General features: G+C 67.6%; 9 protein-coding genes. 3 read left to right on the plus strand and 6 right to left on the minus strand.

All coding sequences use genetic code 11. From position 1 onward, the window contains the following. Positions 1-86: 86 nt before the first annotated feature. From PBT88_RS13500 to PBT88_RS13525, 6 genes are all read right to left on the minus strand, one after another. The gene (locus PBT88_RS13500; protein WP_270075859.1) at positions 87-1,205 is read right to left on the minus strand and encodes an ABC transporter ATP-binding protein; all 1,119 of its coding nucleotides are present in this window, start codon (positions 1,203-1,205) and stop codon (positions 87-89) included. 1 nt (position 1,206) lies between these two features. Beyond that, a complete protein-coding gene (locus PBT88_RS13505) occupies positions 1,207-2,049 on the minus strand; it encodes an ABC transporter permease (RefSeq protein WP_270075860.1) in 843 nt (280 codons plus the stop codon). Between the two features lie 106 nt (positions 2,050-2,155). Then, positions 2,156-3,019, minus strand: coding sequence for an ABC transporter permease (locus PBT88_RS13510; protein ID WP_270075861.1), 864 nt, complete (start codon positions 3,017-3,019; stop codon positions 2,156-2,158). 111 nt (positions 3,020-3,130) lie between these two features. Next, on the minus strand, positions 3,131-4,504 hold the full coding sequence (locus tag PBT88_RS13515; RefSeq protein WP_270075862.1) for a glutamine synthetase family protein: 1,374 nt from the start codon (positions 4,502-4,504) through the stop codon (positions 3,131-3,133). After that, positions 4,501-5,982 carry an aldehyde dehydrogenase gene (locus PBT88_RS13520; protein ID WP_270075863.1) on the minus strand — a complete coding sequence of 494 codons (1,482 nt, stop codon included), beginning with the start codon at positions 5,980-5,982 and terminating at the stop codon, positions 4,501-4,503. Before PBT88_RS13520 ends, PBT88_RS13515 begins: the two co-directional genes overlap by 4 nt. Positions 5,983-6,062: 80 nt before the next feature. Then, positions 6,063-6,614, minus strand: a complete 552-nt coding sequence (locus PBT88_RS13525) for a gamma carbonic anhydrase family protein (protein ID WP_270075864.1) — start codon at positions 6,612-6,614, stop codon at positions 6,063-6,065. A gap of 232 nt (positions 6,615-6,846) precedes the next feature. Here PBT88_RS13525 and PBT88_RS13530 point away from each other — a divergent pair, with 232 nt between their 5' ends. The 3 genes from PBT88_RS13530 (at position 6,847) to PBT88_RS13540 (ending at position 13,322) form a co-directional block, all read left to right on the plus strand. Continuing rightward, complete coding sequence (locus tag PBT88_RS13530) at positions 6,847-9,366, plus strand: TonB-dependent receptor (RefSeq protein ID WP_270075865.1); 2,520 nt, start codon at positions 6,847-6,849, stop codon at positions 9,364-9,366. A gap of 105 nt (positions 9,367-9,471) precedes the next feature. Continuing rightward, the gene (locus PBT88_RS13535; RefSeq protein ID WP_270075866.1) at positions 9,472-11,058 is read left to right on the plus strand and encodes a tryptophan halogenase family protein; all 1,587 of its coding nucleotides are present in this window, start codon (positions 9,472-9,474) and stop codon (positions 11,056-11,058) included. 8 nt (positions 11,059-11,066) lie between these two features. After that, the gene (locus tag PBT88_RS13540; RefSeq protein WP_270075867.1) at positions 11,067-13,322 is read left to right on the plus strand and encodes a beta-glucosidase; all 2,256 of its coding nucleotides are present in this window, start codon (positions 11,067-11,069) and stop codon (positions 13,320-13,322) included. Positions 13,323-13,422 lie beyond the last annotated feature (100 nt).

Raw genomic sequence — 13,422 nt, forward strand, 5'->3', positions numbered from 1 at the left:
TGCGAACGCAGGAGCCCAGAGCCACTGGCGCGGCACCCGCTGCCCTGGGCTCCTGCGTTCGCAGGAGCACGGCGGGGAAATATCGCTCACGACAGCAGCACCGCGGGCGACTGCGGCGACCAGCTCAGCCACACCGGCTGGTCGGTATCGAAGCCGCGATCCTCGTAGCGCCGCACGTTGGAGCGCAGCACCTTGACCATGCGGCCGCCCGCCACCTCGATCTCATAGACCGTCTCGCTGCCGAGATAGGAGAAATGCCTGACCGTGCCGGCGAGCAGGTTGGCGCCTTCGGGGGTGCCCGGCGCCAGCGCCGGTGGCGGCGCATCGGGTTCGCGGTGGGCGAGCTCGATCTTCTCGGGGCGCAGCGCCGCCCAGACCGTGCCGCCCTCCGCGCCGGTGACGCCATGATCGACCCAGACGCGCGCACCGTCCGCCTCGATCAGCGCCTGCGCGGCCAGATCCTGCACCAGCCGCCCCTCGAACAGGTTCACGCTGCCGATGAAATCGGCGACGAAGCGGTTGGCGGGATATTCGTAGAGATCGCTCGGGTTCGCGACCTGCTGGAGCACGCCCTTGTTCATCACCCCGCAGCGGCAGGCCATCGCCAGCGCCTCGTCCTGGTCGTGGGTCACCATCACGAAGGTGACGCCGACCTTGTCCTGAATGATCGCCAGCTCGGAGCGCATCGCCTCGCGCAGCTTGGCATCCAGCGCCGACAGCGGCTCGTCCAGCAACAGCACGCGCGGCCGCTTGACCAATGCGCGGGCGAGCGCGACGCGCTGGCGCTGGCCGCCGGACAGCTGATCGGGCTTGCGCGTCTCGAAGCCGTCGAGCTTGACCAGCGCCAACGCGTCGTGGACGCGGGTCCGCCGCTCCTTCTCCGGCACGCCGTCGATGCGCAGGCCATAGCCGACATTCTGTTCGACGGTCATGTGCGGGAACACCGCGTAGGACTGGAACACCATGTTGACCGGGCGCTTGTTCGGCCCGACCCCGGCCATGTCTTGACCGTCGATCAGGATGCGGCCTTCGGTCGGCACCTCCAGCCCGGCGAGCATCCGGAGCAAAGTCGTCTTGCCGCAGCCCGACGGCCCGAGCAGCGCGAAGAACTCGCCCTCGACGATATCCAGCGACACATCGTCGACCGCGGCGAAATCGCCGAAGCGCTTGGAAACGCCCTCGATCCGGATCAGCGGCTCGGCCAAATCACTGTCCCCCTTCCATCTTGGCGATATCCCGCCCCTGCATCCTGAGGCCGATCGCGGTCAGCACCACCGTCACCACGATCAGCAAAGTCGAGGCGGCGTTGACCTCTGGCGTCACCGAGAAGCGCACCATCGAATAGACCTTCACCGGGAAGGTCACCGTATCGGGCCCGGCGGTGAAGAAGGTGATGACGAAATCGTCGAGGCTGAGCGTGAAGGCGAGCAGCGCGCCCGCGATCAGCGCCGGCTTCATGTGCGGCACCAGCACATCCATGAAGGCGCGCCATTCCGAGGCGCCGAGATCCTTCGCTGCCTCCTCCAACTCGCGGTTGAACGAGGCGAGCCGCGCCCGCACGATCACCGCGACGAACGGAAAACTGAACGAGATGTGCGCGATGACGATCGCGCCGAGGCTGAACGGCCATGGCAGATCGGCCGGCCACGCCATGATCCGCGAGAAGAACACCAGCATGGCGACGCCCATGCAGATCTCCGGCACCACGATCGGCAACGCCAGCGCGCCCTCGAACGCCGGCTTCCACGGAAAGCGGAACCGCCAGCAGGCGACCGCGACCAGCGCGCCGAGCACCAGGCTGATCAGCGTGGAGAGCGCGGCGATGGTCAGCGAATTGCCAAACGCGACGAGCAGGTCGCTGTCGTTGAAGACGGCACCGTACCAGTCGAGTGTGAAGCCCTGCCAGACGATGTTGCGGCGGCTGTCGTTGAAGCTGAACACCACCAAAGTCAGCAGCGGCGCGTAGAGGAAGATAGTGACCAGCGCCAACCACAGCCGCAGCGGCCAGCGAGCGAGATAGTCGAGCGGTGCGGCCTTGCTGCGGCTCATATCCGCGCCCTCCCCCGTTCGTGTCGAGCGAAGTCGAGACACGCTTGCGCCGCGCCCGCTGCATGTCCCTCGACTGCGCTCGGGACGAACGGGGGAAGGCCCATGATCATCCCTCCAGCCCCTTCCGCCGCCGGGCGATCATCGCCTGCACCGCGATCGCGGCGAAGGTCAGGTACATCAGCACGAAGGACAAAGCCGCGCCGAACGGCCAGTCGTTGGCGCGCTTGAACTGGCGCTCGATAACGTTGGCGATCATCTGGCTGTCCGGCCCGCCGAGCAGGTCCGGCGTCAGGTAGGAGCCCATCGCCGGGATGAAGGTGATCAGGATGCCCGAGAGGATGCCGGGCAGCGCCAGCGGCACCACCACCGAAAAGATGGTACGGACATGCCCCGCGCCGAGATCGAGGCTCGCCTCCAGCAGCGAACGGTCGAGCCGGTCCAGCGCCGAATAGAGCGGCAGCACCAGAAAGGGCAGGTTGACGTAGACCAGCCCGACCACCACCGCGAAATTATTGTGGAGCAGCGGCCACGGCCCGAGCCCGACCCAGCCGATGATGTCGTTGATGAAGCCCTCGGTCCTGAGCACCGCCATCAGCGCATAGGTGCGGACCAGCAGGTTGGTCCAGAAGGGCAGCATGATCAGCAGCAGCAGCCACACCTTCGCCTTCGGCCCGGCGAAGGTGATCGCCAGCGCCACCGGAAAGCCGACGATCAGGCAGAGGAAAGTGGTGAGCGCCGCATAGCCCAACGACTTGACGAACACCTGGACGTAGACAGGATCGGCGATGCGCGCATAGTTGGAGAAGGTGCCGTCGATCGCGATGTCGGTGAGGCCCACGGTGCGACCGAAGCTGTACGCCCAGATCACCGCGAGCGGCACGAGGAAGAAGACGAACAGCCACAGCGCCGGCGCCGCGAACACCGCCGCGAACGGGCCTTTCGCCTGGCGCCAGGGCTGCTCGGTGCTCATGCGCCCATCCCCTCACCGCACCCGTTCGTGTCGAGCGAAGTCGAGACACGCCTGCATATCGCCCGCCTCGCATCCCTCGACTTCGCTCGGGACGAACGGAGGAGGAGAGGCTCACGCATTCTGGAGATACCAGTCGTAATCGAGCGAGGTCACCGCAGCGTTGAAGCGGGCCTGCTCGGTGCGTTTCACCGTGGCGTAGAGATCAACGAAGGCATCACCCAGATAGTCGCGCATCACGCTGGACGCCTCGAAGCGATCGATCGCCTTGAGCCAATCGGTCGGCAGCGGATCACCCGCCGCGACCGGCGCTGAATAGCCATCGCCCAGCGTCATCGCGCCCGGATCGATATTGTTCGTCAGGCCATGATGCGCCCCGGCCAGCACCACCGCCAGCGCCAGATAGGGGTTGGCGTCGGCCCCGGCGACGCGATGCTCGACCCGGCGCGAGGCGGCGGAGCCGGCCGGAATGCGCAGCGCCACGGTGCGGTTGTTGATCCCCCAGGTCGGCGACACCGGCGCGTAGCTGCGCGCGACATAGCGGCGGAAGCTGTTGGCGTTGGGCGCCAGCACGGCCATCGCGTCCGCCATCGTCTGCGCCATGCCGCCGATCGCGTGGGCGAGCGCGGGCGTGCCCTCCGCCGCCTCCGCCGCGAAGATGTTGGCGCCGGCCGCATCCAGCATCGACATGTGGATGTGCATGCCCGAGCCCGCGATCTCGGCGAAGGGCTTGGCCATGAAGGTCGCCTCGCAGCCGAGCGGGCGGGCGACGCCCTTGGCGATGCGCTTGAACAGGATGGCGTGATCGCCCGCCTTCAGCGCGTCGGCCTGGTGGTGGAGGGTCAGTTCGAGCTGGCCCGGCGACGCCTCTGAACTCGCCCCCTCGACCGGCACGCCCTGCGCGTCCGCCGCCCGCCACAGCGCGCGCAGGAAATCGGCGGCGTCCTCGGTCTCGGACAGGCCGTGCGCCTCGTTGGCGGCAGGCTTGCGCCGGGTGAAGGGCGAGCTGCGGAGCGACACCCTGCCCCGCCGGCTCTCGACCAGATAGAATTCCATCTCGCACGCCACCACCGGGGTCAGCCCGTCGGCGGCGAAGCGATCGAGCACCCGCGCCAGCACCGCGCGCGGATCGAACGGCGTGATCTCCCCGTCCAGATCGTGCAGCGAGCACATCACCTGCGCGACATCCTCGCCCAGCCACGGCGCGGGGACGAGCCCGCCCGGCACCGCGCGGGCGATGCGATCGGCGTCGCCGGTCTCCCACACCATGCCGGTGTCCTCGCAATCGGCGCCGAGGATATCCACCGCGACGATCGATCCGGGCAGAAAGGCCGATCCCTCATAAAGCTTCAGCAATTCCGAACGGCGCAGCCGCTTGCCACGCGGAACGCCGCCCAGCGAAGTGAAGAACATCTCGAAATATTCGATATCTGGATGCGCGGCCAGGAAGCCATGAGCTTCCTGCGGATCTGCCGCGAAGCCCTTCATCGCGCACCTGTGAAGCTGATCGAAACGGACTTCATGTCGGCATATTTCTCCAGCGCGTGCATCGATCGGTCGCGCCCGAAGCCCGATTGGCGGAAGCCGCCGAACGGCATGGTGATGTCGCAGGCATCCCAGCCATTGATCCACACCAGCCCCGCGCGGATCGCGCGCGCCGCACGGTGGGCGAGGTTCACGTCCGCCGTCCAGACGCCCGCCGCCAGCCCGTAGACGGTGCCGTTGGCGAGCCGGAACGCCTCCTCGGGCGTGTCGAAGCCGATCGCGCCGAGCACAGGGCCGAACACCTCCTCCTGCGCCAGCGCCGAGGCCGGATCGACATCGTCGAACACCGTCGGGGTGATGTAGAAGCCGCCGCTCTCCGCGCGCACCCGCTCGCCGCCAAGCAGCAGCGTCGCGCCATCGGCCTTGGCGCGATCGATGCGACGCAGCACGCTCTGCATCTGCTCCTCGCTGACCATCGCGCCGAAGCGGGTGGCGGGATCGAGCGGATCGCCCGGCACGATCCCCCTCGCGATCTCGACGACGCGCGCGACGAACTCCGCCTTGATGCTGTTCTGCACCAGCAGCCGCGATCCGGCGGTGCAGACCTCGCCCTGGTTGAAGAAGATCGCCCACGCCGCCGCCTGCGCTGCCGCCTCCCTGTCGGGGCAGTCCGCGAACACGATCTGCGGGGATTTGCCGCCGAGTTCGAGCGAGACGCGCTTGAGGTTGCTCTCGCCGGCATAGCGCATCAGCAGCCCGCCGACCGGGCCGGAGCCGGTGAAGGCGATCATGTCGACGTCCCGGTGTCGCGCCAGCGCCTGGCCAGTGACCTCGCCGGTGCCGGGGATGACGTTGAGCACGCCCGGCGGCAGCCCTGCCTCCAGCGCCAGTTCGCCGAGGCGGATCGCGGTGAGCGGCGATTGCTCGGCGGGCTTCAATATTACCGAATTGCCCATCGCCAGCGCCGGTGCGACCTTCCACGCCGCCATGTTGAGCGGGAAGTTCCACGGCACGATCGCCCCGACCACGCCCAGCGGCTCATGCACCACCCACGAGATGCGGCCGGGATGATGCGGGCCAACCTCGCCATAAAGCTTGTCGAGCGCCTCGGCATAATAACGGAAGGTCTTCGCCGATGCCGGGATGTCGAAGGCGCGCGCGTCGGCGATCGGCTTGCCCATGTCGAGGCTTTCCAGCGTCGCCAGCTCCTCGGCATGCGCGTCGATCAGGTCGGCGAGGCGGAACAGCACCGCCTTCTTGTCATTATAGGGCAGATCGCGCCACCGCCCGTCCTCGAAGGCGGCGCGCGCCGAGGCGACGGCGCGATCGACATCCGCCGGGCCGCACAGCGCCACCCGCCCGATCACGCTGCCGTCACGCGGCGTCACATTCTCGAAGGAGTGGGCGGGCATGAAGGGTGCGCCGTCGATGATCGCATCGGCGGGCATGGCGAGCCCTTCGATCGTCAGCACATCCGCCATATATCCCCCGAGCGTCGCATCACTGTGATCACAGCGTATCGCAAGTCGGCGAGGCCGCCAACCCCCGTGCCATCGGAAAGTCAGAGCGGCCGCAGATCCCGCAGGTAGCGCCGGGCATTCTCCGCATAGCGCATCGCCCCCTGCCGCATCTCGGCAATCTGCGCCTCGCTCAGAGTGCGGACGAACTTCGCCGGGCGCCCGGCCCATAATTCCCCTGCACCCACCGTCTTGCCGCCGGTCAGAAGCGCACCGGCGCCGAGCATCCCGTCGCTCTCCACCGTCGATCCGTTGAGCAAGGTCGCGCCCATGCCGACGAAGCCGCCGTCGGCGATGGTGCAGCCGTGGAGCATCGCCATGTGACCGACCAGCACATCGTCGCCGATCACCGTCGGCGCGCCGGGATCGGCATGGACGACGCTGCCATCCTGCACATTGCTGCGCGCGCCGATGCGGATCGCTTCGACGTCGGCGCGCAGCGTGCAGTTGAACCAGATGCTCGATCCCTCGCCGATCGCGACATCCCCGATGAGGACGCTACCCGGCGCGACGAATACCCCTTCCGCCAGTCGCGGCCGGAGGTCGCCCAAGGCGAATATCTTACCACCGGCAGGCTTCGCGGGAAGATTGGTCATCGCGCATTCCTCATGCTTCGCGTCCGCCCCTGACAGACGGGAACTCGGGGATCATCATAGCCGGAAGCCTGGAGACGCATAACGGGATCCTGCCACGCCAGCCGCGGTGTGGCGCAAGTGCCGCACCGCGCCCCCGACCAGACAACGATGTCAAAAACTTTTGACATCTATGTCAGCATCTGTTTGAAGGCCGGCAAGCTCATGAAACTGAGCGAGACACAGGGAGGATTCCATGACCCGGCATATTCTTGCCGCGAGCACTTCGCTTGCGGCCGCACTTTTTCTGACATCGACGGCGTTTGCACAGGATGCGGAGACCACGCCGCAGGCCGCGCCCGCCGTCACCGCCAGCACCAATTCCGCCAATGATCTGAGCCAGGTGCAAGAAATCGTCGTCACCGCGACCAAGCGTGAGACCAGCCTCGAAAAGACCCCGATCGCGATCACCGCGTTCAGCCAGGCCTCGCTCGACCGGGCGCAGGTGCAGGACGTGAAGGGCCTCGCCGATTTCGTGCCCAGCCTCCACTTCGCCCAGCAGGGCGACCAGGGCGGCATCCTGCTGACGATGCGCGGCATCGGCAACGACTCGGCCTATACCGAGGTCGCCGATCCCGAAGTCGCGATCTATGTCGACGGCATCTACAGCCCGCGCGCGCAGGGCGCCTCGGCGCTGATGTACGACATGGAGCGCGTCGAAGTGCTGCGCGGCCCGCAGGGCACGCTGTTCGGCCGCAACGCCACCGTCGGCGCGATCAGCCTGATCACCGCCAAGCCCACGCTCGATGGCTTCCACGCCAATGTCGAGGCGACCGGCGGCTCGTACAACCGCTTCGGCGTGAAGGGCATGGTCAACATCCCCGTCACCGACAATTTCGCGATCCGCGCGGCGTTCATCACCGATCGCCACGACGGCTATATCAGCTACCAGCAGGCACCTGACGTGCCCGGCATCAATCGCTCGGCCTATGTCACCAGCGGCAAGAAATATGATGCCGGCGACCAGAAGTCGGCCCGCCTCTCGGCCCGCTGGGATCTCAACCGGCTGCACTGGAACGTCTCGGGCGAATATTACAAGGATACCGGCTCGCCGATCCTGTCGCTGATGCAGACACCGCGCTCAGGCGAGAAATTCTGGTCGGCCGCGGTCGACACCGCGCCGCAGACCAACCGTTATTCGTGGGGCGTGCGCTCGAACCTGAGCTACGATGTCAGCGACAAGATCGAGGCGGTCTACATCTTCGGCTTCTCGCGGGTCGGCGGGACCGCCGATTCCGATGCCGATGCCGGCGCGCATCTGCCCTCGCTCGCCGCTGACGGCACCACCATCGTGCTGCCCAACGGCGCCTTCGGCGAGAACAACACTGCCTATTCGCGCTATGACTTCACCAGCCACGAAGTGCAGCTGAAGTCGACTGGCAAGAACACCATCGACTGGATTCTGGGTGGCTATTACAGCCACGAGGTCAACAAGATCCGCTTCGATATCGATCAGCGCAACGGCTATCGCGACGGCACCTTCAACTGGGCCGGCACCTTCATCCAAGCCGATCGCGAGATCGACTCGCGGGCCGCGTTCGGCCAGGCGGTGTGGCATGTGAACAACTGGATCAACCTGACCGGCGGCATCCGCTACACCAGCGACAAGAAGAAGGACGTCGGCGGCCGCAACATCACCTATTGCGGCGCGCCTAACAGCGCGAACCCCAATTGCTATGCGACGCCGACCCTGCCCGGCATCTTCGGCATCGACCTGAACGGCGCCGGCAATGCCCAGGATGTGGTCAACTCGCTCAATGCGGAGAGCAGCGCGCTCGGCTACGGCAATCTGTGGGGCATCTCGAACAACGACACCAAGGGCAAGTGGAACAAGGTGACCTGGCTGGCCCGCGCCGACGCCCAGGTGACCGACACCACATTAGTCTATGGCAGCGTCAGCACCGGCTTCAAATCGGGCAATATCGAGGATGGCGGCCTGCTCGCCGGCCCCGAGACGCTGACCAACTACGAAGTCGGCTCCAAGTCGCGCCTGTTCGGCGGACGGATGACGCTGAACCTTGCGGCCTATTATGAGGACTTCAAGGGCTATCAGGTCAATCAGGCGACGACCACGCGCAACGACGCCGGCAACATCACCGGCAGCCAGATCATCACCACCAATGCCAAGGGCGCCAAGGCCTATGGCTTCGAGGCGGAGCTGAGCGCGAACATCACCCGCAACGATCGCGTCAACCTGGCCGGCACCTATCAGCATACCCGCTTCGACTCGCTGATCACCGTCAACAACGGCATCTACAATGTCGATCCGGCGAACTTCGAGAACCTCAAGGGCAACGAGCTGCCGCACGCGCCGCATTTCTCGGCGACCGGCGTGTACGAGCATGACTTCAACCTGGATAATGGCGCGCGCATCACCCCGCGCTTCACCCTCCACTACGAGACGCGCAGCTGGCTGAGCTACTTCAACGGCGACGGCACCGCTGGCTACGACCCCGCGAACCTGGCCGGCAAGGGGCTGCTCGGCACCGACTATGACAAGCAGAAGGCCTATGCCAAGATCGACCTCGGCCTGACCTATTCCGCCCCCGGCGGCCGGTACGAGATCGAGGGCTTTGCGCTCAACGTGAACGACAAGCGCATCCGCACCAGCGCGGGTGTGTCCGGCTCGCCGGGCACCAACGGCCTCGCCACGGTGTTCCTGTCGAACTACGAACCGCCGCGCACCTGGGGTGTTCGCGTCCGCGCCAAATTCTGATCGTTTCCCCACCCCCGGCGCGTACCCTCGCGCCGGAACCTGCGGCCATCATCGGATTCGTCCGGCGATGGCCGCCATTATCCTGACCCGAAGATCGGGAACGCCATGACGACGAGGCGCATCATCATCGTGGGCGGGGGCACCGCCGGCTGGCTGACCGCCGCCTATCTGTCGCGCGCGCTTCCCGCCGGCGGGCAGCCCGACGGCTGGGCGATCACGCTGGTCGAATCCACCGAGATCGGCACGATCGGGGTCGGCGAGGGCAGCTTCCCGACTCTGCGCTCCACGCTCGCCACGCTCGGCCGCAGCGAAGCCGAGTTCCTGCGCGCCAGCGACGCCACCTTCAAGCAGGGCGTGCGCTTCACCGGCTGGGCGGGTGGCCCGACGCCGGGCCATGATGCCGACGACTATTTCCACCCCTTCAACCTGCCGTTCGGCGGCGACGAGCCGGGGCTGCTGCCCTATTGGCTGGACGGCGGCGGCGATCCGCAGCGCCCCTCCTATGCCGACGCCGTGACCGTGCAGGAGCGGCTGATCCGCGCCGGTCGCGGGCCGAAGCGGCGCGAGGATCCCGATTTCTCGGGGCCGATGAACTATGCCTATCATTTCGACGCGGCCAAGCTCGCCGTCTGGCTGCGCGACGTCGCCACCGCCAACGGCGTCGCCCGCATCGAAGGCACCGTCGCCACCGTCACCCGCGACGAGACCGGCGACATCGCCTCGCTCACCCTGGCTGACCGGCAGGCGTCCGATGGATCGGCGCCGATCGCGGGCGATATCTTCATCGATTGCTCGGGTTTCCGCGCGCTGCTGATCGGCGACACGCTCGGCGCGCCGTTCCGGTCGGTCGAGGATATCCTGTTCAACGATCGCGCGATCGCGATGCAGATCCCGGACGCGACGCCCGGCCAGCCGATCGCCCCCTATACCCACGCCACCGCGCACGAAGCGGGCTGGATCTGGGACATCGGCCTGCCGACGCGGCGCGGCACCGGCTGCGTCTATTCCAGCCGCCACATGTCCGACGACGCGGCCGAGGCGGTGATCCGCCGCTATGCCGGCCCGGCGGGCGAGGCCCTGAACATCCGCAAGCTCCAGTTCCGCACCGGCTACCGGACACGGCAATGGATCGGCAACACCATCGCGATCGGGCTCTCGGCGGGCTTTTTCGAGCCGCTGGAATCGACCGGGATCATGCTGATCGAGGTCGCCGCGCGGATGGTCGCGGACATGCTGCGCGGCCCGGTCGATCGCGCCGCGATCGACGCGGCGGCGCGCAACTTCAACCGCCAGATGCCCGCGCGCTTCGACGCGATCGTCGAGTTCCTCAAGCTCCATTATTGCGTCAGCCGTCGCACCGACACCGCCTATTGGCGCGACAATCGCGATCCGGCGAGCTGGCCCGAGGGGCTGCGCGACAAGATCGCGCAATGGCGCCGCCGGCTCCCGTCCCGCTTCGATTTCGTCATGGACGAGCAGACCTTCCTGCCGCCGAGCTGGGCGTTCATCCTGCACGGCATGGGCTTCGCCACCGAGGCCGGCACCGGCGCCTTCGCCGGCGTTTCGGCCGATAGCCAGGCCCAGGCCCGCGATGCCATGGCCGCCTTCGCGAAGGTCCGCCAGGCCGCGCCGCAGGCGGTGCAGGCGCTTCCTGATCATCGATCGCTGATCGATCACTATCACCGCAACTGAGAGGTTTTATGCGCGCGACCCGCTCTATCCTTCGATCCGTCCTGCTCGGCAGTGCCGCGCTCGCGCTCACCGCGCCGGTGCTGGCGGCCCCCGCCAAGCCGTGGCTGAACCTCAGCCTCTCGCCCGAAGCGCGTGCGCGGGCCATCGTCGGCCAGATGACGCAGGACGAGAAGCTCCAGATCGTCCGCACCTGGTTCCCGCCCTTCGCCACCGGCAAGCCCGGCGCGCCGACCGACATGATCCCATCGGCCGGCGAGATGGTCGGCATCCCCCGCCTCGGCATCCCGACGCTGCGGGAAAGCGACGCTAGCCTCGGCGTCGCCAACCAGGTCGAGCAGCGCAAGGGCGACGTCGCCACCGCGCTCCCCGCCAGCCTCGCCACCGCTGCCAGCTTCGATCCGCAGGTCGCCTATGAAGGCGGCGCGATGATCGGCGCCGAAGCGCGCGCCAAGCGCTTCAACGTGCTGTTGGCCGGCGGCGTCAACCTCACCCGCGATCCATGGGGCGGCCGCGATTTCGAATATCTGGGCGAAGACCCCTTGCTGTCCGGCCTGCTCGCCGGCGCCAGCATCAAGGGTGTCGAGAGCAACCATATCGTCTCGACGATCAAGCATTATGCGCTCAACGCGCAGGAAACCGGCCGCATGGTCTATGACGCGCGGATCGGGCAACCGGCGCTGCATGAAAGCGATCTGCTCGCCTTCCAGATCGGGATCGAGAAGGGGCAGCCCGGATCGGTGATGTGCTCCTACAACCTCGTCAATGGCGACCATAGCTGCGAGAGCCACGAGCTGCTGACCTCCGTGCTGCGCGGCGACTGGGGCTACAAGGGCTGGGTGATGTCCGATTGGGGCGCCGTCCACTCGACCGTCAAGGCGGCGAACGCCGGACTCGATCAGGATTCGGGCGCCGAACTCGACAGCGGCGATTTCTTCCGCGCCAAGCTGCGGGACGCGGTGGCCAAGGGCGACGTGCCGCAGGCCCGGCTCGATGCGATGGTCACCCACATCCTGACCGGCATCGTCTCGAGCGGCCTCTACGACCATCCGTCGCCCGCCGCGGTCGAGCCGATCGACTATGCCGCGCACGCGCTGGTCGCGCAGAAGGCCGCCGAGGAGGGCATCGTCCTGCTCCGTAACAAGGGCGGGCTGCTTCCGCTCGCGGCGACCGCCACGACGGTGGTGCTGATCGGCGGCCATGCCGATGTCGGCGTGCTGTCCGGCGGCGGATCGTCGCAGGTCCGCTCGGTCGGCGGCGTGCCGATCGAGATCCCGCTCAAGAGCGGCCCCGCCGCCTCCTTCGCGCGGACCACCTGGCATGGCTCCTCGCCGTTGAAGGCGATACGGGCGATGCTGCCCGGTGCCGACGTCCGCTATGTCGACGGCAGCGATCCCGCCGCCGCGGCCGCCGCCGCCAAGTCCGCCGACATCGCGCTGGTGTTCGCCACCCAGTGGCGGACCGAGGCGGAGGACGTCCATGATCTCGCGCTGCCCGACGGCCAGGACGCGCTGATCGCCGCCGTCGCCGCCGCCAACCCGAGGACCGCCGTGGTGCTGGAGACCGGCGGCCCGGTGACGATGCCGTGGCTCGACAAGGTGCCGGCGGTACTCGCCGCTTGGTATCCCGGCCAGCGCGGCGGCGAGGCGATCGCCAATATCCTGTTCGGCAAGGTCAATCCGTCGGGCCGCCTGCCGATCACCTTCCCGACGAGCGAGAGCCAGGCACCGCGCCCGGCGCCGGTCGGCCTCGCCATCGCCGCCCAGGACGATGCCGCCTCCAACGCCGGCGGCGCGCCCGGCACCGCCCATTCCTTCCCGGTCGAATATCCGGAGGGCGCCGATGTCGGCTATCGCTGGTATGCGAAGCAGGCACAGGCTCCGCTCTTCCCGTTCGGCTACGGCCTCTCCTACACCCAATTCGCCTACAGCCACTTGAAGGTGACCGGCGGCGCGGCGCTCACCGTGTCGTTCGACGTCACCAACAGCGGCCAGCTCGCCGGCGCCGACGTGCCGCAGCTTTATGTGACGCCGCCGGCCGGCGGTGCGGTCGCACGGCTCGCAGGCTTCGAGCGGGTGACGCTGAACCCCGGCGAGACTCGCCACGTCACGCTCACTGCCGAGCGCCGCACGCTCTCGACCTGGGACGAGGCCGCGCGCGGCTGGAACCTCGCTGGGGGCCGCTATGCGGTGGCGATCGGCCACCATGCCGGCGATGCCGCGCTCGAGGGCGATGCGACGCTGGCGGGCGCGGCGTTCAAACCCTGATCCGGAGACGCATCCCTCAGGGCCAAAGGCACCGTCCCCTGCTCCCCATAACCCGCTCGTCCTGAGCCTGTCGAAGCCTGTCCTGAGCGCCTGCAAGGCA

The organism is Sphingomonas abietis, from assembly GCF_027625475.1.
Classification (GTDB): domain Bacteria; phylum Pseudomonadota; class Alphaproteobacteria; order Sphingomonadales; family Sphingomonadaceae; genus Solisphingomonas; species Solisphingomonas abietis.